The 24,486-nt window shown below is 58.0% G+C and carries 22 protein-coding genes and 1 other RNA gene; 15 read left to right on the top strand and 8 right to left on the bottom strand.

What is annotated here, in order from left to right:
* Position 1: 1 nt before the first annotated feature.
* The 3 genes from dnaJ to grpE all read right to left on the bottom strand — a co-directional run bounded on the left by dnaJ (position 2) and on the right by grpE (position 4,009).
* On the bottom strand, positions 2–1,126 hold the full coding sequence (gene dnaJ, locus DFS28_RS15275; RefSeq protein ID WP_008149037.1) for a molecular chaperone DnaJ: 1,125 nt from the start codon (positions 1,124–1,126) through the stop codon (positions 2–4).
* Between the two features lie 297 nt (positions 1,127–1,423).
* Positions 1,424–3,340 (bottom strand): molecular chaperone DnaK, encoded by a 1,917-nt coding sequence (gene dnaK / locus DFS28_RS15280; RefSeq protein ID WP_008149038.1) that lies wholly within the window; start codon positions 3,338–3,340, stop codon positions 1,424–1,426.
* A 102-nt stretch (positions 3,341–3,442) separates the two neighbouring features.
* Positions 3,443–4,009, bottom strand: coding sequence for a nucleotide exchange factor GrpE (gene grpE, locus DFS28_RS15285; RefSeq protein ID WP_111450471.1), 567 nt, complete (start codon positions 4,007–4,009; stop codon positions 3,443–3,445).
* 241 nt (positions 4,010–4,250) lie between these two features.
* On the opposite strand from grpE, the gene recN reads away from it, so the two are divergent.
* Positions 4,251–5,924, top strand: coding sequence for a DNA repair protein RecN (gene recN, locus DFS28_RS15290; protein WP_111450472.1), 1,674 nt, complete (start codon positions 4,251–4,253; stop codon positions 5,922–5,924).
* 75 nt (positions 5,925–5,999) lie between these two features.
* On the opposite strand, the gene fur is transcribed toward recN, so the two are convergent.
* Entirely contained in the window at positions 6,000–6,404 is a 405-nt protein-coding gene (gene fur / locus DFS28_RS15295) for a ferric iron uptake transcriptional regulator (protein ID WP_003197684.1), read from the bottom strand.
* A gap of 97 nt (positions 6,405–6,501) precedes the next feature.
* Between fur and DFS28_RS15300 the strand changes: the two genes are divergently transcribed.
* The gene (locus tag DFS28_RS15300) at positions 6,502–7,029 is read left to right on the top strand and encodes an outer membrane protein assembly factor BamE (RefSeq protein WP_033058138.1); all 528 of its coding nucleotides are present in this window, start codon (positions 6,502–6,504) and stop codon (positions 7,027–7,029) included.
* 61 nt (positions 7,030–7,090) lie between these two features.
* On the opposite strand, the gene DFS28_RS15305 is transcribed toward DFS28_RS15300, so the two are convergent.
* From DFS28_RS15305 to DFS28_RS15315, 3 genes are read right to left on the bottom strand one after another with little or no spacing between them, the layout of a single operon-like run.
* Entirely contained in the window at positions 7,091–7,405 is a 315-nt protein-coding gene (locus DFS28_RS15305) for an RnfH family protein (protein WP_111450473.1), read from the bottom strand.
* The gene (locus tag DFS28_RS15310; RefSeq protein WP_008149044.1) at positions 7,398–7,832 is read right to left on the bottom strand and encodes a type II toxin-antitoxin system RatA family toxin; all 435 of its coding nucleotides are present in this window, start codon (positions 7,830–7,832) and stop codon (positions 7,398–7,400) included. The genes DFS28_RS15305 and DFS28_RS15310 overlap by 8 nt, the downstream gene beginning before the upstream one ends.
* Positions 7,833–7,839: 7 nt before the next feature.
* The gene (locus DFS28_RS15315; RefSeq protein ID WP_111450474.1) at positions 7,840–9,243 is read right to left on the bottom strand and encodes a sodium-dependent transporter; all 1,404 of its coding nucleotides are present in this window, start codon (positions 9,241–9,243) and stop codon (positions 7,840–7,842) included.
* Positions 9,244–9,361: 118 nt separating this feature from the next.
* Here DFS28_RS15315 and smpB point away from each other — a divergent pair, with 118 nt between their 5' ends.
* Positions 9,362–9,844 carry an SsrA-binding protein SmpB gene (smpB, locus tag DFS28_RS15320; protein ID WP_008149046.1) on the top strand — a complete coding sequence of 161 codons (483 nt, stop codon included), beginning with the start codon at positions 9,362–9,364 and terminating at the stop codon, positions 9,842–9,844.
* Positions 9,845–9,974: 130 nt separating this feature from the next.
* Here smpB and DFS28_RS15325 read toward each other — a convergent pair whose 3' ends face one another.
* Positions 9,975–10,742, bottom strand: coding sequence for a GntR family transcriptional regulator (locus DFS28_RS15325; protein WP_008149047.1), 768 nt, complete (start codon positions 10,740–10,742; stop codon positions 9,975–9,977).
* 262 nt (positions 10,743–11,004) lie between these two features.
* On the opposite strand from DFS28_RS15325, the gene DFS28_RS15330 reads away from it, so the two are divergent.
* The 12 genes from DFS28_RS15330 (at position 11,005) to DFS28_RS15385 (ending at position 24,486) form a co-directional block, all read left to right on the top strand.
* Positions 11,005–12,699, top strand: a complete 1,695-nt coding sequence (locus DFS28_RS15330) for a lactate permease LctP family transporter (protein ID WP_111450475.1) — start codon at positions 11,005–11,007, stop codon at positions 12,697–12,699.
* Positions 12,700–12,851: 152 nt separating this feature from the next.
* A complete protein-coding gene (locus DFS28_RS15335; RefSeq protein WP_111450476.1) occupies positions 12,852–13,676 on the top strand; it encodes a (Fe-S)-binding protein in 825 nt (274 codons plus the stop codon).
* Positions 13,673–15,127, top strand: a complete 1,455-nt coding sequence (locus tag DFS28_RS15340) for a LutB/LldF family L-lactate oxidation iron-sulfur protein (protein WP_076028708.1) — start codon at positions 13,673–13,675, stop codon at positions 15,125–15,127. The genes DFS28_RS15335 and DFS28_RS15340 overlap by 4 nt, the downstream gene beginning before the upstream one ends.
* A complete protein-coding gene (locus tag DFS28_RS15345; RefSeq protein WP_111450477.1) occupies positions 15,127–15,798 on the top strand; it encodes a lactate utilization protein C in 672 nt (223 codons plus the stop codon). The genes DFS28_RS15340 and DFS28_RS15345 overlap by 1 nt, the downstream gene beginning before the upstream one ends.
* Entirely contained in the window at positions 15,795–18,635 is a 2,841-nt protein-coding gene (locus DFS28_RS15350; protein WP_111450478.1) for an FAD-binding and (Fe-S)-binding domain-containing protein, read from the top strand. Before DFS28_RS15345 ends, DFS28_RS15350 begins: the two co-directional genes overlap by 4 nt.
* A gap of 98 nt (positions 18,636–18,733) precedes the next feature.
* Entirely contained in the window at positions 18,734–19,006 is a 273-nt protein-coding gene (locus tag DFS28_RS15355) for a hypothetical protein (protein WP_111450479.1), read from the top strand.
* Between the two features lie 316 nt (positions 19,007–19,322).
* Complete coding sequence (locus DFS28_RS15360; RefSeq protein WP_111450480.1) at positions 19,323–19,574, top strand: hypothetical protein; 252 nt, start codon at positions 19,323–19,325, stop codon at positions 19,572–19,574.
* A gap of 114 nt (positions 19,575–19,688) precedes the next feature.
* Positions 19,689–20,082: a transfer-messenger RNA gene (gene ssrA, locus DFS28_RS15365) on the top strand.
* Between the two features lie 180 nt (positions 20,083–20,262).
* Positions 20,263–20,667 (top strand): hypothetical protein, encoded by a 405-nt coding sequence (locus DFS28_RS15370; protein ID WP_178082212.1) that lies wholly within the window; start codon positions 20,263–20,265, stop codon positions 20,665–20,667.
* Between the two features lie 148 nt (positions 20,668–20,815).
* A complete protein-coding gene (locus tag DFS28_RS15375; RefSeq protein WP_111450481.1) occupies positions 20,816–22,222 on the top strand; it encodes a DUF2252 domain-containing protein in 1,407 nt (468 codons plus the stop codon).
* 486 nt (positions 22,223–22,708) lie between these two features.
* On the top strand, positions 22,709–23,029 hold the full coding sequence (locus DFS28_RS15380) for a hypothetical protein (protein WP_111450482.1): 321 nt from the start codon (positions 22,709–22,711) through the stop codon (positions 23,027–23,029).
* Positions 23,026–24,486 (top strand): ATPase domain-containing protein, encoded by a 1,461-nt coding sequence (locus DFS28_RS15385; RefSeq protein WP_111450483.1) that lies wholly within the window; start codon positions 23,026–23,028, stop codon positions 24,484–24,486. Before DFS28_RS15380 ends, DFS28_RS15385 begins: the two co-directional genes overlap by 4 nt.

Below are 24,486 nucleotides of genomic sequence, written 5' to 3' on the forward strand. Positions count from 1 at the left end.
CTTACAAATCGCCGAAGAAGCGCTTCACGCCTTCGAACCAACCTGTGGTTTTAGGCGAATGGCTGTTGTCGTCCGCCAGCGAACTGCGGAACTCTTCCAGCAATTCGCGCTGACGACGACCCAGGTTGACCGGGGTTTCGACCGCCACACGACACATCAAGTCACCAGCACCGCCGCCGCGCACTGGCGCAACACCCTTGCCGCGAACACGGAACTGCTTGCCGGTCTGAGTTCCTTCAGGGATTTTCAGTTTGACTCGACCATCAAGGGTCGGAATCTCCAGCTCACCACCCAGCGCAGCATCGACAAAGCTGATTGGCACTTCGCAGAACAGGTGCTTGCCGTCGCGCTGGAAGATCGCGTGCTCACGCACGTTGATCACCACGTAAAGGTCGCCAGTCGGACCACCCTGAGCCCCCGCCTCGCCTTCGCCGGACAGACGAATTCGATCACCGGTATCAACGCCAGCCGGCACTTTCACCGAGAGGGTTTTGTACTCTTCGACACGACCTTGACCGTCGCACGAGTCGCAAGGATCGGAAATGATCTTGCCCTGGCCATGGCAGCGCGGGCATGTCTGCTGCACCGAGAAAAAGCCCTGCTGCATACGGACTTGACCGATACCGCCACACGTCGGGCAAGTGATCGGCGAGGAGCCTTTCTTGGCACCCGAACCGTCACACGGTTTGCAGTTGACCAATGTCGGAACACGGATATTCACGGTTGTACCGCGCACCGCTTCTTCCAGATTCAGTTCCAGGGTGTAACGCAGGTCGCTGCCGCGCTGAGCGCCGCCACGAGAACCGCCGCGACCGCCGCCGAAGAAGTCACTGAAGACATCACCAAAGATGTCGGAGAAGTTCTGACCGCCAAACCCGGCACCGCCGCCACCCATGCTTGGGTCGACACCGGCATGACCGTACTGGTCGTACGCCGCGCGCTTGCTGGAATCGGACAGGACTTCGTAGGCCTCGTTGGCCTCCTTGAACATATCTTCCGACGCTTTGTCATCGGGATTACGGTCTGGATGGTGCTTCATCGCCAGGCGGCGGTAGGCCTTTTTCAGGTCTGCTTCGCTTGAGCCACGCTCAACACCCAACACTTCGTAATAGTCACGCTTTGCCATAAGTCTTTGCACTCTTAAGGACGTTCGGCAAACCTCTCCTGAGCCTTGCCAAACTCGTTGAGCCCCAATACAGGCCCGGACCCAACTCACGTCAATTCAACGATCCTGGTCTTTAATTCGATGCGGTACTTTCGGCTCGAAAAGCAGGAGCATTCCCGGCCATACCGCCAACACACGAGCCTTGTCGCATGCTGTAAAAATTCGCTAACTCCAGACACGCCAACGCGGGAGCAAGCCCCCGCGCGGCGACATCCTACCAGTCACCGCCTAAAGGCAGTCAACCGGCCGACCAACAACTTACTTGTGGTCTTTGACTTCTTCGAACTCAGCGTCGACGACGTCGTCAGCCTTCTCAGCCGATTCGCCTTGCGGTGCAGCACCTTCAGCAGGTTGAGCCTGCTCGGCGTACATCTTCTGCGCTACTGGAGCGGAGACTTTCGACAGCTCTTCAACCTTGGCTTCGATCGCGGCCTTGTCGTCGCCTTTGACAGCGGCTTCCAGCGCAACAACAGCAGCTTCGATTGCAGTCTTCTCTTCAGCAGTCACTTTATCGCCAGCGTCTGCGACCATTTTGCGAGTCGAGTGAACCAGCGCATCGCCCTGGTTGCGAGCGGTTGCCAGCTCTTCGAACTGGCGATCTGCGTCGACGTTGGCTTCAGCATCGCGAATCATCTGCTGAATCTCTTCCTCGGACAGACCGGAGTTGGCCTTGATCACGATCGACTGAGTCTTGCCGGTAGCCTTGTCTTTGGCGCCTACGTGCAGAATGCCGTTGGCGTCGATGTCGAAGGTCACTTCAATTTGTGGCACGCCACGTGGTGCTGGTGGAATCTCGGCCAGGTCGAACTTGCCCAAAGACTTGTTCTGAGCGGCTTGCTTACGCTCACCTTGCAGCACGTGAATGGTCACAGCGCCCTGGTTGTCGTCGGCAGTCGAGAACACTTGCGATTTCTTGGTAGGAATCGTGGTGTTTTTCTCGATCAGCGCGGTCATCACGCCGCCCATGGTTTCGATACCCAGGGTCAGCGGGCTAACGTCCAGCAGCAGAACGTCTTTCACGTCACCGGCCAACACTGCGCCCTGGATAGCAGCACCCATGGCAACGGCTTCGTCCGGGTTCACATCTTTACGCGCTTCTTTACCGAAGAACTCGGTCACCAGCTTCTGAACCAGTGGCATACGGGTCTGACCGCCGACCAGGATCACGTCGTTGATGGCGCCAATGTCGATGCCAGAGTCTTTCAGAGCGATGCGGCAAGGTTCGATGGTGCGCTGAACCAGGTCTTCTACCAGCGCTTCGAGCTTGGCGCGGGAGATTTTCACGTTCAAGTGCTTAGGACCGGTGGCGTCTGCAGTGATGTACGGCAGGTTCACGTCGGTCGAATTGCTCGAAGACAGTTCGATCTTGGCTTTTTCAGCGGCTTCTTTCAGGCGCTGCATGGCCAGCGGATCACCCTTAAGGTTCATGCCGCTTTCTTTCTTGAATTCGTCAACGAGGTAGTCGATCAGACGAATGTCAAAGTCTTCACCGCCCAGGAACGTGTCACCGTTGGTGGCCAGAACTTCGAACTGGTGCTCGCCATCGACTTCAGCGATTTCGATCACGGAAACGTCGAAAGTACCGCCGCCCAAGTCGTAAACGATCACGGTGTGATCGCCCTTCGCCTTGTCCATACCGTAAGCCAGAGCGGCTGCGGTTGGTTCGTTGATGATACGTTTTACGTCCAGGCCCGCAATGCGGCCGGCGTCTTTGGTGGCTTGACGCTGGCTGTCGTTGAAGTACGCCGGAACGGTGATTACCGCTTCGGTCACTGGCTCGCCGAGGTAGTCTTCGGCGGTCTTCTTCATTTTCTTCAGAATTTCAGCCGAGATTTGTGGCGGCGACATTTTCTGGCCGTTCACTTCAACCCACGCATCGCCGTTATCAGCCTTGGCGATTTTGTACGGGACCATCTTGATGTCTTTCTGTACGACTTCTTCGTCGAACTTACGACCGATCAGACGCTTCACCGCATACAGGGTGTTGTGCGGATTGGTCACAGCCTGACGCTTGGCCGATTGACCAACGAGGATTTCACCATCGTTGGCATAAGCGATGATCGACGGCGTGGTACGCGTGCCTTCAGCGTTTTCAATAACTTTGGCTACGCCGTTTTCAAGCACGGAGACGCAGGAGTTGGTAGTCCCCAGGTCGATACCGATAATTTTGCCCATGTTCACTCTCCCGAAACTTTGGATTTGGTTGCCGCAGCAGTGGTGGCTATCTGCGGTAGCACTTAAACGCTTGACTTCTAAATGGGGGCCTTGCGGCTAATTTCAAGCCTGCTCGTCAATCGAAGGCGAAACCGGTGCCGGCGCCTTGCTGACCACGACCATGGCCGGGCGCAGCAGGCGACCGTTGAGCTGATAGCCCTTCTGGAACACCTTGAGCACGCTGTTCGGCTCGACGTCGGCGCTTTCCTGCATGGCCATTGCCTGATGCTGAACGGCGTTGAACGGCTCGCCATGCGGATCGATCGCTTCCAGGTGATAACGCTTCAGGGTGTCCTGGAACATTTTCAGGGTCAGCTCGATGCCTTCGCGCATTGGACGAATGCTTTCATCGTCCGGGCTGGACAACTCCAGACCGCGCTCCAGGCTGTCGATGATCGGCAACAAGTCACCGGCGAATTTCTCCAGTGCGAACTTGTGAGCCTTTTCTACATCCTGCTCGGCGCGACGGCGGACGTTCTGCAGATCAGCCGCTACACGCAAAGCCTGATCATGAGCGCCAGCCAATTGCTCTTCGAGCACTTGAACACGAGCCGCCAGTTCATCACCCGAGACCTGGGCAGCCTGATCGGCGTCTAGATTTTGCGTATCCACTGTCTGTTCGTCAGCCATAGATTTCTCCTTTCAATATCGTCCGCGAGCTCAACTCGCGCTTCTGCCCAGCTATATGGGGCCGCAAAATTCAGCTTCAAGGGGCGCTTATTTATTAACCCTACAAAAAACAGCTGCATTGTCATTCCCTGGTGCACTAAGGATTTCGTCGGATCAAGCAAATCGAGCTAAGGGAGGGCATTGTCAGCCAGAAACAAAACACTGTATAAATAACCAGACCTAAAGCCTGGGAGCGGCCTTTATGCTGGTGCACCTGTCCGTACATAACTACGCCATCGTTGAACATCTCGATCTCGAACTCGATCGCGGGATGAGCGTGATCACCGGGGAAACCGGCGCCGGCAAGTCGATCATGCTCGACGCCCTCGGCCTGACCCTGGGCGATCGCGCCGACAGCGGCGTGGTCCGTCCCGGTGCCGACAAGGCCGATATCCTGGCAACCTTCGATCTGGGCGATATCCCGGAAGCCAGTGCCTGGCTGGCCGAGCGTGACCTGGAGAGCGACGGCCCGTGCATTCTGCGCCGGGTGATCACCGCCGAAGGGCGCTCACGTGGCTACATCAACGGCACGCCCTGCCCCCTCGGCGACCTCAAGGCCCTGGGTGAACTGCTGATCGATATCCACAGCCAGCATGAACATCAATCCCTGCTCAAGACCGACACGCACCGCCGCCTGCTCGACGAATACGCCGGTGCAACGGACCTTGCCCGTCAGGTACACCTGGCCGCCCAACGCTGGCGCCAGACCCGCCAGGAGCTGGAACGCCTTTCCAATTCCGGCGATGAGCAGCGCGCTCGCCATCAATTGCTCAGTTATCAACTCGAAGAGCTGGAAAGTCTCGGCCTCGGCGAAAGTGAGCTGGAGCAGCTGGAGCAGGAACACAAGAACCTGACCAACGCCGAAACCCTGCTGGGCATTTGTCGGCAAGTGGTCGAACAATGCAGCGAAAGTGATTCAGGGAATGTACTGAACGCCCTCACTGCCAGCCTCAATCGCCTTTCGAGCGTCAACAATTCGATTGGGGCCCTGGGCGAAGCCAGCAGTCTGCTGACCAGCGCACAGATCCAGGTTGAAGAAGCCGTGGGAGAACTGAACCGCTTCCTTGATAACTTCGATGCCGATCCGGCGCGTCTTCAGTACCTGGAGGAACGTCTTGATGCGATCTATACCATGGCGCGCAAACACCGCATCCAGCCGACCGAAGTGGCCGAGATGCAGCAGCGCTTGCTGGATGAAATCGAAACCCTGAATGCCAACGACGAATCCATCGAGCGACTGAGCGATGAACTGGCCTCCTATGCCCGCCACTATCAGGAAAAGGCTCGCGAGCTCAGCGATTTGCGCCATCAGGCCTCGAACAGCCTGGCCAGCGCCGTAGAGCACGAAATCCAGCGACTGGGCATGCCTGGTGGGCGCTTCACTATCGAGCTGCGCCCCAACAGTAGTGATGAACTGCTACCCAATGGCCTTGAGCAGGTAGAACTGCTGGTGAGTGCTAACCCGGGCCAACCTTTGAAAGCGCTGGCAAAAGTGGCATCCGGCGGCGAATTGTCACGGATCAGCCTGGCGATTCAAGTGATCACCGCGCAGACCTCCCGCGTACCGACCCTGGTGTTCGACGAAGTGGACGTGGGTATCGGTGGTCCGACCGCCGAAATCGTGGGCCAATTGCTGCGGCGACTTGGGGAGCGCGGGCAGGTATTGACAGTCACTCACTTGCCACAAGTAGCTGCCCAGGGACATCAACATCTATTCGTACACAAAGTGCGCGGCGAAGATGCCACTCACACAGCCGTCGCCAAGTTGAGCAAGAACGATCGTGTCGAAGAAGTGGCGCGAATGCTGGGAGGCATCGACCTTACAAAGGAATCTCTGGCTCACGCCAGGAAAATGGTCGTCACCGCCAAAATTTAAGAACGGCAGAAAGCACGAAGGCGACCCTGGGGTCGCCTTCGCTCGTTTCGCGAACCTTAAGTTCGCGCGACATGCTTACTTTTTCTTGCGCACGTACAGCACAAGATTGTGATCAACCATCTCGAAGCCATACTTGTCGACGATTGCCTTCTGCAGTCGCTCGATTTCTTCGTCGAAGAATTCGATCACTTCACTGGTCTCGACGTTGACCATATGGTCGTGATGCTTGCCGTCGTCCAGCTCGAAGACCGCATGGCCTCCGTCGAAGTTGTGCCGCACCACAAGGCCAGCTGCCTCGAACTGGGTCAGAACACGGTAAACCGTGGCCAGACCGACGTCCTCACCAGCCTCCATCAGCGCCTTGTAGACGTCCTCGGCACTCATGTGGCGTTGCTCGGCGGAATCGAGCATTTGCAGAATCTTGACCCGTGGAAGGGTCACTTTGAGGCCGGCTTTGCGTAGTTCGCTATTTTCAACCATGGTCAGCTTTCTCGCGATGCTGCTTCGCAGCTTCTCTTAATGCGGGTATGATCGGCGTTTACGTTGTCCCAGCCAAGATAGTGGAAGTCGCCCACCGATGCAAAACACCAAGCTCTTGCTAACCAGTTTCACCTTTGTGGGACTGCTCGCACTCGCCGGTTGTTCATTCCCCGGGGTTTACAAAATCGACATCCAGCAGGGCAATGTCGTCACGCAGGACATGATAGACCAGTTACGCCCGGGAATGACCCGCAAGCAAGTACGGTTTATCATGGGCAACCCTCTGTTGACCGACACGTTCCATGCCGATCGCTGGGATTATCTGTACAGCCTGCAACCGGGTGGCGGCGAACGCCAACAGGAACGCATTAGCGTTATCTTCAACCCAAATGACCAGCTTGTCAGCCTCTCTGGCGATTTCATGCCAGGCGTGAGCCGCGACGAAGCCATTCTCGGCAAGGACAGCGGCACTACAGTTGCTGCGCCAACAGAAAACGCCGAGAAGCCGAAACCAGAAAAACCGGTCAAGCCAGGTTCGTTGCTGGACCAGATCCAGAAGGATGTCGACGGTGTAGAAACCGTTCCAGTCCCGACTCCAGAACCTTTGGAAACCTCGCCGCAATAATTTGCGACGCAATAAAAAACCCGGCATGTCCGGGTTTTTTATTGTCCAGCATTTGAGCGAGTCACTGACTCCGGTTTTTGGCCTCAGCAGCCTTGGCTGCGCGCAATCGACGAACTTCTTTCGGATCAGCCAGCAATGGCCGGTATATCTCAATGCGATCTCCAGCCTGGACAGGATACTTGTCCGGATCAGCGATCACTTTACCGAAGATCCCCACCGGGCAACTGGCCAGATCCAGCTCCGAAAACGCCTCGCCAATGCCTGATGCCAGCAAAGCCGCCCGCACGGTTGCTCCTGCTGGAACCGTCACCGAGAGAAGCACCTGACGATCTATGGCGGCATACACCACCTCAACGTCGATCATGGCCTCAACCATGCATCTGCTTGGCGCGCTGGCAGAAGGCATCCACCAGCGTATTGGCCGCCTGATTGAACAACGGCCCCAGCGTCGCGCGGACAATCGGTCCGGCGTAATCAAACGACAGGTCCAGGCTGATCTTGCAGGCTTTCTCGCCCAACGGCTTGAACACCCAGACGCCATGCAATTGATTGAACGGGCCTTCCTCGAGGTTCATCTCGATCGAATGCCCGGGCACCAGTGTGTTGCGCGTCACGAAATGCTGGCTGAGGCCACCTTTGGCCACGCCGACGCTAGCGCGCATATGCTCAGGAGAACTCTCCAGGACTTCCGCCGTTGAGCACCACGGCAGAAATTCCGGGTAACGCGCCACGTCGTTGACCAGGTCATACAGCGCTTGCGCCGGATACGGCAGCAGGGCCGAACGTTGAATGTGTGTCGTCATGTCAGCGTCACTTCCACAGCTGGGCGGCAAATACTACGAGAATGCCGATGGGCGCCACATAGCGCATCAAGAACAAGGACAGGGCGAACAACGCAGGGTTGCGGATCGACAATTCGTCGCGTACCGCTTCACGGCCCATCACCCAGCCTGCAAACACCACGAAACACAAACCACCGAGTGGCAACATGATCCGCGAGGTGAAGAAATCGATCACACCAAAGAAGTCCAGGCCACCGGCCGCGCCCCATTGATAGAGGTGGAAAATCCCGCCTTCGTTCACGAAAAATTTGGCTTCCTTCCAGATATTGAAGGAAAACACCGTGCCCAGACCGACAAACCAGCAAATGAAGGCCAGCCAAAAAGTCACCCAGGCGCGGCTGATTTTCGTGCGTTCAACCAGGTAAGCCACCATCGGCTCAAGCAGGGAAATCGCCGAACTCCAGGCTGCAATCGCTACGAGCACGAAGAACACTACGCCCATCAACTGGCCGAACGCTACGTTACCAAACGCAAAGGGCAGGCTGACGAACATCAAGCCAGGACCTTCGCTTGGGTTCAGACCGCCAGCGAACACAATCGGAAACAACGCCAGACCGGCCACCAGGGAAACGAAGGTATCGAGCAGTGCCACGCCAACGATAGTGCCGGAAATCGACGAATTCTTTGGCATATAAGCGCCGTAGATCATGATCGAACCGACACCCACGCTCAGCGAAAAGAACGCGTGCCCCATGGCTGGCAGCAAGCCGTCGAGTACTTTTTCCGGGTGAAAGTCGAACATGAAATGCACGCCTTCCATGAAATGCCCGGTCGTCATGCTGTAACCCAGCAGAACAATCACCATCACAAACAGCAGCGGCATCATGATTCGCAAGCTGCGTTCCAGCCCCGCGACCACGCCTTTGGCGATCACCACGGCCGACAGCAGCATGAAAATCGTGTGCCAAAGTGTCAGGCGCCACGGATCAGCGATCACATTGCCGAAGTAAGCGCCAACCTGGTCGGGCGTTGCACCCTGGAAGTCGCCACGGCCCATATCGATGATGTAATCCAGCGACCAGCCGCCCACCACACTATAGAAAGACAGGATCAGCAACGCCGTGATCATCCCGGCGAATGCGCCCCAGGACCATTTACCCGAGTGCCCGGCTTCCAGCGCCAAAACCTTCAAGGCGTTGGCCGGGCTTTGACGTGCACGACGGCCGATCAAGGTTTCGGCTAGCATGACCGGCACACCGATCAGCGCGATACAGGCCAGGAACATCAGCACGAAGGCGCCACCGCCGTAGACACCGACCATGTACGGGAATTTCCAGATACTACCCAGGCCCACGGCCGAACCGGTCGCGGCGAGTATGAAGACCCAGCGGCTAGCCCAACTGCCGTGGACAGAAACCTTGTCTGTCGACATCGTTATCACGCCCAAGCGTTCAAAAAAGAGGCCGCATTGTCCGGGATTCAATCAACCTGCTCAAGCACGTAGCGATACCGTAGCCGACTCGCTTGCAACTCCCTATAATGCCGCCCCTATGGCTAAACAGAAGAAACACCCAACAGGGACCATCGCGCAAAATAAAAAGGCGCGACACGATTACTTCATCGAGCATAAGTTCGAGGCTGGTCTGGTCCTGGCCGGCTGGGAAGTAAAAAGTCTGCGGGCAAGCAAGCTGCAACTGGTTGACAGTTACGTCTTGCTCAAGGATGGCGAAGCCTGGCTGCTCGGCAGCCACATTACGCCGCTGATGACCGCCAGCACCCACGTCATCGCTGATCCGACCCGCACCCGAAAGTTGCTGCTCAACCGCCGCGAGCTGGAAAAGCTGGCCACGGCCGTGCAGCAAAAAGGTTACGCCTGCGTGTGCCTGTCCTGGTACTGGAGCAAGCACATGGTCAAGTGCGAGATCGCTCTGGGCAAAGGCAAAAAGGAATACGACAAGCGTGATACCGAACGCGAACGCGACGCCGGTCGCGAGTTGCAGCGTGCGGTGCGCAACAAGGGCAAGGAAGATTAATCTTTCTGCCCTGTGGCGAGGGAGCTTGCTCCCGCTGGGGTGCGAAGCAGCCCTCGCTTGACGACTGCCGGCAACTGCTGCGCAGTCGAGCGGGAGCCAAGCTCCCTCGCCACAATCATCCCACTTATCACTACATCCCCTTGCGCCGCTCCGCCCGAGCCATGCGCTGTACTTCCTGACGCACTTCTTCCAGCACTTCCTGCACATACAAAATGTGTCGGCTGGAGACTTCCCGCGCCTGCTCGGCCCTTCCTTCAATAATCGCCAGGTACAACTCCCGGTGCTGGGTGATCAGCATGTCGCGGGTTTCCGTACGCTGCTTGTACATCCCGCCGATGTTGGTCACCACGTTACGCTTGAGCAGATCGAACAACCCGCGAATGGTGTGCAGCAACACCGCGTTGTGACTGGCCTCAGCAATGGCCAGGTGGAATTTCGCATCCGCCGCGCCCTCTTCCGCCCGACTTACCTCATCGTGACGCGTATAGCAGTCCTGCAATTCGTTGAAGGCCGCGGTCAATCGCTCGCGATCAACGTCCGTAGCACGCATGGCTGCGTAATAGGCACAGGAGGCTTCCAGGGTGTGACGAAATTCCAGCAGATCCCGCTGCGCTTCAGGGTTGCTTTCCAGCAGATGCAGCAGCGGATCACTGAAGGTTGACCCCAGCGACTCCACCACATAATTGCCCCCGCCCTGGCGACTGACCAGCAAGCCTTTGGCCGCCAGTTTCTGAATCGCTTCGCGCAACGAGGGGCGTGACACGCCGAACTGCTCAGCCAACGCGCGTTCGGCCGGCAAGCGCTCACCCGCCTTCAGTGTGCCCTCGAGAATCATCCCCTCGAGCTGCTCGACAATATCGTCAGACAAACGGCGCTGACGAATCTGATCAAACCCCATAACTCATTTCTCCACGATCCCGACGGCTCGCCGGGGTCTCTATTCTGGCCTATCAGGGCTGTGTCAGCACCTGCCAGACGGCATTTGGTCGAGCGGACTAAATGACTTCTGCACCGCACATTCGACAAAAGTTTTAGGGCGGCAAATTGACACGCCGCCTACAACGCTTTTACCCTAGCCAACAGCGATTGTAAATTGGTATTACCAATTATCCAAGAACGCTGACCAGTGCCTGACCAACAACAATTAGGGGCCACCCCATATGCAAACCTGGCAACAGCTCTATTCTCCGCTCGGCAGTCTCGGCGTGTCCGCGCTCGCGGCCGTTATCCCCATCGTGTTTTTCTTCCTGGCATTGGCCGTGTTCCGACTCAAAGGACACGTGGCCGGCAGCATCACGCTGGCCTTGTCCATTGCCGTGGCGATCTTCGCCTTCCAGATGCCCGTCGACATGGCCTTCGCCGCCGCCGGCTATGGCTTCGCCTACGGCCTGTGGCCGATTGCCTGGATCATCGTGGCGGCGGTATTCCTCTACAAACTGACGGTCAAGAGTGGCCAGTTCGAAGTGATCCGCAGCTCGGTGCTGTCGATTACCGACGACCAGCGCCTGCAAGTGCTGCTGATCGGCTTCTGCTTCGGCGCCTTCCTGGAAGGTGCCGCCGGTTTCGGTGCGCCGGTCGCGATTACCGCCGCACTGTTGGTAGGACTGGGCTTCAACCCGTTGTACGCCGCGGGTCTGTGCCTGATCGCCAACACCGCACCGGTTGCCTTCGGCGCTCTGGGGATTCCGATCATTGTCGCCGGGCAGGTTACGGGTATCGACGCGTTCAAGATCGGCGCCATGACGGGCCGCCAACTGCCGTTGCTGTCGCTGTTTGTGCCGTTCTGGCTGGTGTTCATGATGGATGGCCTGCGCGGCGTTCGCGAAACCTGGCCCGCAGCACTGGTGGCCGGCTTGAGCTTTGCCATCACCCAATATTTCACGTCGAACTTCATCGGCCCGGAACTGCCGGACATCACCTCGGCCCTGGTCAGCCTGATTTCCCTGACACTGTTCCTGAAAGTCTGGCAACCGAAACGCGCCGCAGGCCAACACATCGTCGGTGCCGTCTCGGCTTCCGTGGTGAGCGCCAGCGCTGGCGGTTTCGGCCTGCCGCGCAGCACCGTGGCTTCGCCCTACAGCTTCGGTGAAATTCTCAAAGCCTGGTCACCGTTCCTGATCCTCACCGTGCTGGTGACCATCTGGACCTTGAAACCCTTCAAGGCGATGTTTGCCGCTGGCGGGTCGATGTACAGCTGGGTGTTCAACTTCGCAATCCCGCACCTGGACCAAATGGTGATCAAGGTCGCACCGATCGTGGCCGCCCCGACCGCTATCCCGGCGGTGTTCAAACTCGATCCGATTTCCGCGACCGGCACAGCGATTTTCTTCTCCGCACTGATCTCAATGCTGATACTGAAGATCAATGTCAAAACTGGTCTTACCACTTTTAAAGAGACCTTCTACGAGCTGCGCTGGCCGATTCTGTCCATCGGCATGGTGCTCGCCTTTGCCTTCGTCACTAACTACTCGGGCATGTCCTCGACCATGGCGCTGGTTCTGGCAGGCACCGGCGCAGCATTCCCGTTCTTCTCGCCGTTCCTCGGCTGGCTGGGTGTGTTCCTGACCGGTTCCGATACCTCGTCCAACGCACTGTTCAGTTCGCTGCAAGCGACCACTGCGCACCAGATCGGCGTCAACGATGTATTGCTGGTTGCGGCGAACACCAGCGGTGGCGTGACCGGCAAGATGATCTCGCCCCAATCGATCGCCGTCGCCTGCGCCGCGACCGGTCTGGTGGGCAAGGAATCGGATCTGTTCCGTTTCACCCTCAAGCACAGCCTGTTCTTTGCAACCATCGTCGGTTTGATCACCCTGGCTCAGGCCTACTGGTTCACCGGCATGCTGGTGCACTAAGTACTACACGATAAAAAGCAAAAACCGACGCCGGACCACGATTCCGGCGTCAGCTATTCACAACCCGGTCTGTAAGGCTGCTGAAAGCTTGTCTCTCTATATTTCAGCAGCCTCGACAGACGGATAACCGGGACCACCCGGAGACACGCCTGATGAGCGAGCTTTTTTACAACGCTGTGCCGAATGCGACCCGCGTCGCCCCGCCACTGCCCGAGCCTCGGCAATACCCCAGCGAGAAACCGTCACGGGTCTACCTGTTCGGAACCTGCGTGGTGGATTTGTTCTACCCCGAAGCCGGGATGGACGCGATTCACCTGCTGGAACGCGAAGGCATTCGTGTCGAGTATCCGCAGGGGCAAAGCTGCTGCGGACAACCGGCCTACACCTCGGGTTACACCGAGCAGGCGCGGACCGTGGCACGCTCGCAACTGGCGCTGTTTGCCGGGGACTATCCGGTGGTGGTGCCGTCGGGATCGTGTGCCGGAATGTTGCGCGAACACTACGCCGACTTGTTCAAGGACGAGCCGGATACGCTGAAACAGGTTCAGGCGCTGGCTGCCCGGACTTATGAACTGGCCGAGTTTCTGTTGTTCGTCTGCAAGGTGCAGCTCAAGGACAGCGGCGAGCCAGTCAAAGTAGCGTTGCACACGTCGTGCTCGGCACGTCGTGAGATGAACACCCACTTGCATGGCCGCGAGTTGTTGGCGCAGCTGCGTAACGTGGAGCGAGTCGACCACAGCCACGAAAGTGAATGCTGTGGCTTCGGTGGGACTTTCAGCGTCCGTATGCCAGACATTTCTGGCGCGATGGTGGCTGACAAGACCCGCTCGTTGAAGGAATCCGGCGCGCACAAGGTACTGAGTGCCGACTGCGGTTGCCTGATGAACATCAACGGCTCGTTGGAGAAACAGAAGGAAGCGCTACGCGGCCAACACCTGGCCAGTTTCCTTTGGCAGCGAACCGGAGGTGTTCTATGAACGCTTCCGCGATTATTCCTACGGTTGCCGTGGAAGAAGATTTTCGCATCCGCGCTCACAAGGCGCTGGATGACAAGCAGCTGCGAAATAACTTTCGCACGGCGATGGATTCGCTGATGACCAAACGGGCAGCGTCCTTCAGCGATGCCCACGAAAGAGAACATTTGCGAGCGCTGGGCAATGCTGTCCGTGCCCGTGCGTTATCCAAGTTGCCCGACCTGCTCGAGCAGCTTGAACAGAACCTGACCCGCAACGGTGTGACAGTGCACTGGGCGGAAACGGTGGACGAAGCCAATGGCATCGTCCTCTCGATCATCCGCGCTCACGAGGGGCGGCAAGTGATCAAGGGCAAATCGATGGTCAGCGAAGAGATGGAAATGAATCACTTCCTCGCTGAACAGGGCATTGAATGCCTGGAATCGGACATGGGCGAGTACATCGTCCAGCTCGACCACGAGAAGCCTTCACACATTATTATGCCGGCGATCCACAAGAATGCTGGTCAGGTCGCGTCCTTGTTCCACGACAAACTTGGCGTGGAATACACCAAGGACGTTGACCAACTCATTCAGATCGGTCGCAAGGTCTTGCGGCAGAAATTCTTCGAAGCGGACATCGGCGTCTCTGGCGTCAACTTCGCCGTGGCCGAAACCGGCACCTTGCTGCTGGTGGAAAACGAAGGCAACGGGCGCATGACCACCACCGTGCCACCGGTGCACATCGCCGTCACCGGCATCGAAAAAGTCGTGGAAAACCTGCGCGATGTGGTGCCGCTGCTGTCACTGCTGACCCGCTCAGCCCTCGGCCAGCCGATCACCACCTACGTCAACATGATCTCCGGCCCACGCAAGGAACATGAACTCGACGGCCCTCAGGAAGTGCACCTGGTATTGCTCGACAATGGTCGCAGCCAGGCCTTCGCCGACAGCGAATTGCGCCAGACCCTGAACTGCATCCGCTGTGGCGCCTGTATGAATCATTGCCCGGTCTACACCCGAATCGGCGGCCACGCCTATGGGGAGGTTTACCCTGGGCCTATCGGAAAAATCATCACCCCGCACATGGTCGGTCTGGCGAAAGTCCCGGACCACCCAAGCGCCTCGTCGCTGTGTGGCGCCTGCGGTGAAGTCTGTCCGGTAAAAATTCCGATTCCGGCACTGCTGCGTCGCCTACGGGAGGAGAACGTCAAAGCCCCGGACAGCCCTCATCAAGTGATGCGCGGCCAGGGCAGCAAGTACTCGCGCAAAGAACGGTTTATCTGGAATGCCTGGGCGAAGCTCAACAGCTCACCCACGCTATATCGACTGTTCGGCTTCTTCGCCACTCGCTTGCGAGCACTGGCACCCAGTAACGTCGGTCCCTGGACGCAAAACCACAGCGCACCGAAACCCGCTGCCCGCTCACTGCATGACATGGCCCGCGAGCATTTGGCCAAACAGGGAGATCGCTGATGAGTGCCAAGCAAAATATCCTCGCCAAGTTGCGGAACAGTCTGACGGGCACCACACCGGTGCCTGACGAGTTCGACGTCGAACTGGTGACAGCGCCCTACACCTACACCGCCGAGCAACGCATCCCGCAGCTGCGCAAACTGATGGAAGCGGTACACACCGAAATCCACCTGACGTCCCGCGAAGGCTGGCCTTCCTTGCTTGCTCAGTTGTTGCGGGACCGTCAGTTGCCGAGTTTGTTGATTGCACCGACTACGCCTCACGGGCAACGCGTCACTCAGCACTGGACGAAAAATCCTGATCTGCCAACGCTCAAATCCTACGACCGTCCGGTTGAAGCATGGAAGACCGAACTGTTCAACGACACGCCGGCCAGCCTGACCGGCACCCTCGGTGCAATCGCCGCCACAGGTAGCCTGATTCTCTGGCCGACGCGGGAAGAGCCGCGCCTGATGAGCCTGGTGCCGCCCGTGCATTTCGCCCTGCTCAAGGCCAGTGAAATCCGCGACAACTTCTATCAAGTGCAGCAGGAATTCGAGTGGGCCCAAGGCATGCCGACCAACGCGCTGCTGGTGTCCGGTCCGTCAAAAACCGCTGACATCGAGCAGGTCCTGGCCTACGGCGCTCACGGTCCGAAAGACCTCGTGGTCATGATCCTGGAGGACCAATGAATCTACCCGCGGCTTTCCTGCGAGATGCGCAGCAGCTGATTCCCCAAGAGCGACGTTTCGACGATCCGTTGTCGACGTTGGCCTTTGGCACTGACGCCAGTTTCTACCGGCTGATTCCGAAACTGGTGATTCGTGTCGAGTCGGAAGATGAGGTCGTGGCGCTGCTCAAACTCGCGCAACGGGATCAAGTTCCGGTGACCTTCCGCGCCGCCGGCACCAGCCTGTCCGGCCAGGCCATCAGCGACTCGGTGTTGATCGTGCTGGGGGATAACTGGAACGGTCGCGAGATTCGCGGGCAAGGTACGCAAATCCGTCTGCAACCGGGTGTGATCGGCGCACAGGCCAACGCGTGGCTGGCGCCGTTCGGGCGCAAGATCGGCCCGGACCCGGCGTCGATCAATGCTTGCAAAATCGGCGGCATCGTCGCCAACAATGCCAGCGGCATGTGCTGCGGTACAGCGCAAAACACCTATCACACGTTGGCTGGCATTCGTCTGGTGCTGGCCGACGGCAGCCGTCTCGATACCGAAGATGCGGCGAGTGTTGCGGCGTTTCGTGAGAGCCACGCATCACTGCTTGAACGCCTGGCAACGTTGGGCCGCGAAACCCGCGCCAATGCCGAACTGGCGGCGAGAATTCGCCACAAATACCGTCTGAAAAATACCACCGGGCTGTCACTCAATGCGTTGGTGGATTTCGACGAGCCTGTGGATATCTTGAGCCACTTGCTGGTGGGCTCCGAAGGTACCCTCGGTTTCATCAGCGCGGTGACTTACGACACGGTGATCGACCATCCGAACAAGGCCTCAGCGCTGATCGTGTTTCCGGATGTGGAAACCTGCTGCAACGCCGTGACTGTGCTGAAAAGCCAACCGGTGTCGGCCGTGGAACTGCTAGACCGACGCAGTCTGCGTTCGGTGCAGGACAAACCCGGCATGCCCGCTTTCGTACAACAGCTGTCGGATAATGCCTGCGCGCTGCTGATCGAATCCCGCGCCGCATCGTCCATGTTGCTACAGGAACAACTGGCGCACATCATGGCGTCATTGACTTCTTTCCCGGTGGAAAAACAAGTCGACTTCACCGAAGACCCGGTGGAAAACGCCCGGCTCTGGGCGATCCGCAAAGACACCTTCCCCGCCGTCGGCGCCGTGCGCAAAACCGGCACCACGGTGATCATCGAAGACGTGACGTTCCCGGTTGAACAACTGGCCACCGGCGTAAACCGCCTGATCGAGCTGTTCGACAAACATCACTACGACGAAGCGATCCTTTTCGGACACGCTCTGGAAGGCAATCTGCACTTCGTCTTCACCCAAGGCTTCAACAACCCGGAAGAAGTCGCACGCTATCAGGCGTTCATGGACGACGTGGCGCAACTGGTAGCGGTGGAGTTCGGCGGCTCGCTGAAAGCTGAACACGGCACCGGGCGCAACATGGCGCCCTTTGTCGAACTGGAATGGGGCAGCGATGCCTACCAGTTGATGTGGCAGCTTAAACGCCTGCTCGACCCCAACGGCATTCTCAACCCGGACGTGGTGCTCAGCGAGGATCCGCAGATCCACCTCAAGCACCTGAAGCCGTTGCCAGCCGCCGATGAGATTGTGGATAAGTGCATCGAGTGCGGCTTCTGTGAACCGGTCTGCCCGTCGAAAGGCCTGACCCTGAGCCCGCGCCAGCGCATCGTGATCTGGCGTGATATTCAAGCGAAGAAACGCGCTGGCGTGGACACCACCGAACTCGAAGCCGCTTACGAATACCAAGGCATCGACACCTGCGCCGCCACCGGCCTCTGCGCGCAACGTTGCCCTGTAGGAATCAACACCGGCGAGCTGGTGAAAAAGCTCCGTAGTCGGCAGGCAACTCATACGAAAACGGCCAATTGGCTGGAAGTTAATTTCGCCACTGCGCTGCAAGGCGCGCGTTTCACCCTGCACGTGGCAAATGGCGCGCGGATGCTGTTGGGGGCTCCACGCTTGGCAAAACTGTCGGCGACGTTGACGCGCCTATCCAAGGGTCAGGTTCCGCAATGGACCAATGCCATGCCGCAACCGGAAAAAGCCATTCGTTTCAGCCCGATCGTGTCGGACGAACGCCCTCGAGTGGTGTATCTGGCGGCGTGTGTGTCGCGGGCAATGGGCCCGGCGGCGGGTGATAAAGAACAAATGTCGCTCTACGACAAAACCCGTGGGCTGCTGGAAAAGGCCGGTTACCAAGTGGTCTTTCCGGACAACCTGGACAACCTCTGCTGCGGTCAACCGTTCGCCTCCAAAGGCTACGCCGAACAGGCCGAACACAAACGCCAGGAGCTGATCGGCGCCTTGCTGCACGCCAGTCGCGGCGGGCTCGACCCGATCTATTGCGACACCAGTCCGTGTACGTTACGGCTGGTTCAGGACTTGGGCGATGTGCGCCTGGACCTGTACGACCCGGTGCGTTTCATCCGTACACATTTGATGGATCGCCTCGATTTCACACCGCAGGAAGCGCCGATAGCGGTGCACGTCACTTGCAGCACGCAACACCTTGGCGAAAGTCAGGCGCTGATTGAACTGGCGCGTAAATGCAGCAAAAACGTGGTCATTCCAGAAGGCATTCACTGCTGCGGTTTTGCAGGGGATAAGGGCTTTACTACGCCGGAACTGAACGCACATTCGTTGCGCACGCTCAAGGATGCGGTGCAGCAGTGCAGCGAGGGGATTTCGACCAGCCGCACCTGTGAAATCGGTCTGACGCAGCACGGCGGAATTGATTACCACGGGCTAGTCTATTTGGTGGATCGGGTAACGCAGGCGAGGGTCTTGCAAGAAAAACAGAACCCTGATGCGCTGCCATAGTCCACAGAATAAGCCCGGGGTTTACCGGGCTTTACCCCAACTCGGCAGCCCGTCCTGACGGCCAGCGATGTCTGGACCCTCAGTTCAAGGAGATACACATGAAACGTTCTGTACTGTTAGGTCTGTTCGTTACTGTCTCGCTGATGGCGTCCACCTCGTTTGCCGCTGACGACCTCTGTACGGTCAACCTGAAAACCATCGAAAATGCCAAGGCACAGACTCCTCCGGAGATGGCTGATCAGGTAATGGAAAGCGTCACGAAAGCCAAAGCCGATCAGGCAAAAGGCACCAAGGAAGGGACTGACGACTGCATCGCCGAGACCGAACAAACTATCCAGCAACTCAAGAACGCGAACAAAGGCGGGAAGTAACCCAGCATAAGGCCAACCTTCGGGTTGGCCATCTGGGCCTTGTTGACGTATACCGCGCACGCTTGTTGCTCATCAGGATTCAAAGAGCAACAGGCTGGCGGCTGTACAGTTAAGCCATAACGCGATCTGTAGCAGCTGGCGAAATTGCTCATTGCTTCTGACAAACAGTTTTTTCATAGCCTTTCTCTAAAAACCGAATTCCTGCGCAGCGCCGTGGTCTTTTAAGTAGGCCTCATCCATCGTGGCTTGTTTTTCGACTCGGCCGAACCGCCCACTCATACGGCAGCACCGAGACCATCAGTACTAGGAGATATCCATGAAACGTACCGCACTCGCTGGTTTGTTCATGTCTGCTGCAATGTTGGCCTCTCCCGTGTTTGCAGCGGACAACGACCTTTGTACGAGCAAGCTGCAGGAGCTCGAAGCCAAAGTGAATGCGCTACCAGCGACCTCCACCAACGCACCGGAGATCAAAAGACTGCTGGCCAGCGCCAAAACTTCAAAAGCCGCCGGGGACGACAAGAAATGCGCCACCGAGGCCATCCAGGCATTGGCGCTGACAAACTGAGCAACGAACCCAACCCATGATCACTCGTGGCTACCTTCGGGTTGGCCTTCTGACGTGTGTTGGCGTACACTGCGCAGGCTTGTTGCTCACTTTGATTCACAGAGCAACAGGCTCGGGGCCGTTTAGGATTCGACGCCGGTTGCGAAACTTTAGGTGCATGCCGAGTTGGTAACAGAACTCGTAAATCCACTGTTGCAACTTTCTATAGTTGCCAATGACGAAACCTACGGGGAATACGCTCTCGCTGCGTAAGCAGCCTTAGCCCTTCCCTTCTGGTACCTTCGGGTCCAGCAATCATCAGGGGATGTCTGTAAACCCAAAGTGATTGTCATATAGAACAGAATCGCCGTGCAGTACGTTGTGGACGAAGCGGCTAAAACTTACACAACTCGCCCAAAGCACCCTGCCCGTCGGGTCGCTGAGGGTTAACTTAATAGACACGGCTACGCATGTAGTACCGACAGCGGAGTACTGGCGGACGGGGGTTCAAATCCCCCCGGCTCCACCAAATACGAAGCAAAACAAAACCCGCCAAGTGCGGGTTTTGTTGCATCTGGGGTTTGGTCATTTTTGCAGGCAGCATCACCATCCCCGGCAAAAGCAGGCCTGCTCGCGATAAGGCTCGCAAGACCACCACAAAAAAACACCTGCAACCGCTTGAGCAACCAACGCACTCAGGAAGATCAACATGAACATATGGATCGCAGCCGTCCTGGTCGCCATGGTTTCTGTGCCTGTACACGCTGCCACCGAGCTCGCTCCTCATGTCGAGCAGGTCACCTTCAACAAGGGCTCCGACACCGTCAAGTTCGCCCGATCCATCAAAGGCCCGCTCACTGCGCAGTACCGTCTAAACGCCAAGGCCGGCCAAATGATGACCGTGGACTTCAAGTCTTCCAACGCCTCTGCCTACTTCAACATCACCGCAAAAGGTGCGGACTATGCGTTGTTTAACGACCGAGCCGAGGTCGCCGACGACTTTATTCGCAATGCCAAATCGAAACAGAAAAAGCGTGTCTACAGCGAAGTGCTGACTGAAGCTACCAAGCGGCAGAACCTTGTGATGATGGAAGCTGAAGCAAAACAAGCATAATCCTCCTTAATAAAAAGGCACCTGACGAGACTATCGCAGGTGCCTTTTTTTGTTCCCACGATCAAAGCCGAAACACTTCGGATGAAGACCCGAAGCCCTTCTACACTCATCTCTCACACGTTCGAAAACACTCATCAAACGAGCCCACATGACCAACCTCAACGACCGTTTGAAGCAAGGCAAGGATGCTCGCAAGAACTGCTCCCGCAGTTCGCAGGCGGCCATGGGGAAAATAAATCGCGACCCGCTGCCGCTGATCAAAACGTCCAGTGAAGGCCGCATCAAGTCGCTGGTCGAGGTGCGCTACGGCCGCATGCTGGTCTCGCCGTTCACCTTCTATCGCGGCAACGCGCTGTTGCAAGCCCACGACTTGGCCGCAACATCCAACATGGGGCTGGTATCGCCCATCTGCGGCGACAGTCACCTGATGAACTTCGGCGGTTTTGCAACGCCGGAACGCAATCTGCTGTTCAGCGTCAACGATTTCGACGAAGCCCATCCCGGCCCTTGGGAGTGGGACTTGAAACGGCTGGTGGCCAGTTTCGTGGTGGCAGCGCGCGACCTGCGCCATGGCGACACGGTCGAAGAAACGGTCTGCCGCCAGGTGGTCGGCGCCTACCAGCAGACCATGCTCGAATGCGCCGAACAAAGCGCCATGGAAACCTGGTACGAGTCCATCAGTTACCGCGATCTGCGACAGCAGGCGAGCAAAGCAACACTGGAGCATGTAGAGCGCGCCATCGAGAAAGCTGAACGGCGTACCCATGCTGAACTGCTGCCAAAAATCAGTGACCGTGACGCACAGGGCCGTCTGATCATTCGCGATGACCTGCCGGAAATTTTCCATTTACACGAAAACACCACGCTGCTGGATGCCGACGACGACTGGCTGCGCCTGTCGGACTGGCGTGCGCTTTACGACGCATTCATGCGCGACTATCCCGGCACGCTGCAAGCCGACCGGCGCGAGCTGTTGTCGCGTTTTCACGTTCAGGACATGGCGTTCAAAGTGGTCGGTGTGGGCAGCGTCGGGACTCGATGCCTGGTGGCGCTGCTGACCGATGATCAGGAGTTCCCGCTGTTCCTGCAGTTCAAGGAGGCGCGTCGTTCGGTGCTTGCCGATTATGTGAAGACTAAATCGCGGGTGCGGCATAACGGTCAGCGCGTGGTCGATGGTCAACGGTTGATGCAATCGGCCAGTGACCTGTTCCTCGGCTGGACCACCGGCCCCAGCGGTCGACACTTCTATGTGCGCCAGTTGCGCGATATGAAAGTCTCGGCTGAACTCGAGACGTTCGATGCTGAAACCTTCGCCGCGTACGGTCGCATTTGTGGTCGCGCGTTGGCCCGCGCCCACGCCAAATCGTCGGGAAACGCCGCACACATCAGCGGCTACATCGGCAAAAGCGATGCGCTGGCCGACGCGCTGTTCAAGTATGCGCAAAGCTACACCGCACAGAATGAGCGCGACTTCGAACGATTCCAGCAGGCCTGCCGCAAGGGCCGTTTGCGGGCGCGTTCGGAAGCGGACTTTGCGGCGGATCATTTGCCGTAGGCGTGTCTCACGGGTGTGAAGCGGCGGGCACTCATCGACATGAATTTTTCTTCACCCCACGACCTTCCACCAACGGGTACATTGCGCTCGCTCATTCAAGAAACTATGGTTTGCCCGCCCTCCCGCGGGCTTTTTTTTGCCTGCTGTTTTGTTTTCAGTGGGTTCAAAACGGTATCTACGGGCACTTTAAACGATCCAAAAGCGGATCCCATTTCGCCAAAAAAGCCAATGTTTCCTTGCTTGTGCAGCGAACCGGGGACTTTATAGCGCCATGCACTAGAAAGAGTCAGGTTTTCGGGCTCTGACGCAAACCACTCCCGACACCGCCATAGGGTGTACCATCAAACACTGTCCATCAGATATCAGTTAGCCATGTCCACGCTAAGCGATGAGAGCCGCCAGATCGTAGCTTCTCTGGCGCACCGCGTTGGCCCCAACGCTGACATTGCAACAGTCGCGCAAGCGATCGCATCAATATTGCAGGATATGGACGCAGCCCTCACGCCCATCATCGGCCAACAAGGGGTTGCCGCGCTGTATCGCCGCAGCCTTCATCTGTGCGCCTCCAACCATCCGCGTCTGGCCGGCACCTATGACAGTGTGCAGGCCTCTCTGGATCTGACTGCCCTCAAGTCCGTACTCGTTGAGCAAAGCGAAGCCGATGCGCTGTTTTTCGGTGAAGTGTTGCTGACTACGCTTTACGAACTGCTGACCACGCTGATCGGGCCCTCGCTCACCGCACGTTTGCTTCGTGGCGTGTGGGAACCTTCTTTGAGCGACACCCCTTCGCAGGAAAATTCGCCATGAGCACCAAAGTGACTATCAACCGACTGGCCACCGGCGTGCCAGGACTGGACGAGGTGCTGGGCGGAGGATTGCCGGAGTTTTCGTTCAACCTGATCGCAGGCCCGCCTGGCTGCGGCAAAACCACCCTGGCGCATCAGATGATGTTCGCCCTGGCGACGCCCGAGCGCCCCGCACTGTTTTTTACGGTGCTCGGCGAGCCGCCGCTGAAGATGCTGCGTTACCAGCAGCAATTCGACTTTTTCGACAGCGAAGCGATCAATCAGTCGATCCGCTACATCAACCTGGCTGACGACACCCTGGCCGGGAATCTGGACGAAGTGCTGCGGCGCATCGTCAGCGAGGTGGAGGCTCACTCCCCGTCACTGGTGTTCGTCGACTCATTCCGTTCGGTGGTGCTGGCCAGCCAGACCCAGGACAACCCGAATAACAACCTGCCGCAGTTCGTTCAGCAGCTGGGCATGTTGATGACCACCTGGCAGGCGACGACCTTCCTGATTGGCGAATACTTCACCGAAACCGACACCAACCCGATTTTCACCGTGGCCGATGGCCTGATCTGGCTGCGCCAGAGCGTTCAGCGCAACTCCATGGTGCGCAAGATGGAAATCATGAAGATGCGCGGCCAGCCGACGCTGCCAGGGCTGCACACCTTCCGTATCGCGACGTCGGGGATCAAGGTCTTTGCGCCTGCGGCCCTCAACCCCGTTGAAGCACCGCTGGAGTTCCCCATCAAGCGCTTGAAAATGGGCGTGCCACAGCTCGACGAGATGCTTGGCGGCGGCCTGCCCCGTGGTTATTCCTTGCTGGTGGCCGGGCCGTCGGGCTCGGGCAAGAGCATTCTGGCGGCTACCTTCCTGGCCGAAGGCGCGCGCAATGGCGAAACCGGTGTGATCGCGGTGTTCGAACAACGGCCCAACCACTCGCAAAACGCCACCCTTGCGGGCCTGATCCAGAGCGGACAGGTCGGTCTCGTGGACAGCCGCGCCCCGGACCTGTCCATCGATGAAATCGTGCAATTGCTGCTCAGCGAGATCAGCCGGTTGAAAGCCACCCGTGTGGTGATCGATTCGTTGTCGGGCTTCGAACTGGCGCTGGCACCGACCTTCCGCGAAGACTTTCGCGAGTCGCTGTCGCGCATGGTCACGGCTTTGACGAGCGCCGGGGTCAGCGTGTTGATGACCTCAGAACTGGAAGACCGCTACACCGACCTGCGTTTCAGTCCATATGGCACGGCATTTCTCACCGACGCCATCATCGTTCAGCGCTACATTGAAGTGCAGAGCCGTTTGCTGCGCATCATGGCCGTGGTCAAGGTGCGGGCCAGCGCCCACTCCGATGAGCTGCGCCAGTACCACATCGACGATAACGGTCTGCAAATCGGCGAGATGTTGCCAGACCAGGAAGGCTTACTCGGCGGCCGGCCAACCCGGCAGCGTTTGGGCAAAGACGACGGATGA

The sequence above is a fragment of the Pseudomonas sp. 478 genome, from assembly GCF_003254125.1.
GTDB lineage: Bacteria > Pseudomonadota > Gammaproteobacteria > Pseudomonadales > Pseudomonadaceae > Aquipseudomonas.

Bases quoted from the DNA above. Each gene is read 5' to 3' on its own strand.
- DFS28_RS15340 (WP_076028708.1), top strand. From the start codon at position 13,673: ATGAACGCTTCCGCGATTATTCCTACGGTTGCCGTGGAAGAAGATTTT.
- DFS28_RS15300 (WP_033058138.1), top strand. From the start codon at position 6,502: ATGCAAAACACCAAGCTCTTGCTAACCAGTTTCACCTTTGTGGGACTG.
- DFS28_RS15370 (WP_178082212.1), top strand. From the start codon at position 20,263: ATGAACATATGGATCGCAGCCGTCCTGGTCGCCATGGTTTCTGTGCCT.
- recN (WP_111450472.1), top strand. From the start codon at position 4,251: ATGCTGGTGCACCTGTCCGTACATAACTACGCCATCGTTGAACATCTC.
- DFS28_RS15380 (WP_111450482.1), top strand. From the start codon at position 22,709: ATGGACGCAGCCCTCACGCCCATCATCGGCCAACAAGGGGTTGCCGCG.
- DFS28_RS15305 (WP_111450473.1), bottom strand. From the start codon at position 7,405: ATGGTTGAGGCCATGATCGACGTTGAGGTGGTGTATGCCGCCATAGAT.
- DFS28_RS15335 (WP_111450476.1), top strand. From the start codon at position 12,852: ATGAGCGAGCTTTTTTACAACGCTGTGCCGAATGCGACCCGCGTCGCC.
- fur (WP_003197684.1), bottom strand. From the start codon at position 6,404: ATGGTTGAAAATAGCGAACTACGCAAAGCCGGCCTCAAAGTGACCCTT.
- DFS28_RS15330 (WP_111450475.1), top strand. From the start codon at position 11,005: ATGCAAACCTGGCAACAGCTCTATTCTCCGCTCGGCAGTCTCGGCGTG.
- DFS28_RS15385 (WP_111450483.1), top strand. From the start codon at position 23,026: ATGAGCACCAAAGTGACTATCAACCGACTGGCCACCGGCGTGCCAGGA.
- DFS28_RS15360 (WP_111450480.1), top strand. From the start codon at position 19,323: ATGAAACGTACCGCACTCGCTGGTTTGTTCATGTCTGCTGCAATGTTG.
- dnaJ (WP_008149037.1), bottom strand. From the start codon at position 1,126: ATGGCAAAGCGTGACTATTACGAAGTGTTGGGTGTTGAGCGTGGCTCA.
- DFS28_RS15350 (WP_111450478.1), top strand. From the start codon at position 15,795: ATGAATCTACCCGCGGCTTTCCTGCGAGATGCGCAGCAGCTGATTCCC.
- DFS28_RS15375 (WP_111450481.1), top strand. From the start codon at position 20,816: ATGACCAACCTCAACGACCGTTTGAAGCAAGGCAAGGATGCTCGCAAG.
- grpE (WP_111450471.1), bottom strand. From the start codon at position 4,009: ATGGCTGACGAACAGACAGTGGATACGCAAAATCTAGACGCCGATCAG.
- DFS28_RS15345 (WP_111450477.1), top strand. From the start codon at position 15,127: ATGAGTGCCAAGCAAAATATCCTCGCCAAGTTGCGGAACAGTCTGACG.
- smpB (WP_008149046.1), top strand. From the start codon at position 9,362: ATGGCTAAACAGAAGAAACACCCAACAGGGACCATCGCGCAAAATAAA.
- dnaK (WP_008149038.1), bottom strand. From the start codon at position 3,340: ATGGGCAAAATTATCGGTATCGACCTGGGGACTACCAACTCCTGCGTC.
- DFS28_RS15310 (WP_008149044.1), bottom strand. From the start codon at position 7,832: ATGACGACACACATTCAACGTTCGGCCCTGCTGCCGTATCCGGCGCAA.
- DFS28_RS15325 (WP_008149047.1), bottom strand. From the start codon at position 10,742: ATGGGGTTTGATCAGATTCGTCAGCGCCGTTTGTCTGACGATATTGTC.
- DFS28_RS15355 (WP_111450479.1), top strand. From the start codon at position 18,734: ATGAAACGTTCTGTACTGTTAGGTCTGTTCGTTACTGTCTCGCTGATG.
- DFS28_RS15315 (WP_111450474.1), bottom strand. From the start codon at position 9,243: ATGTCGACAGACAAGGTTTCTGTCCACGGCAGTTGGGCTAGCCGCTGG.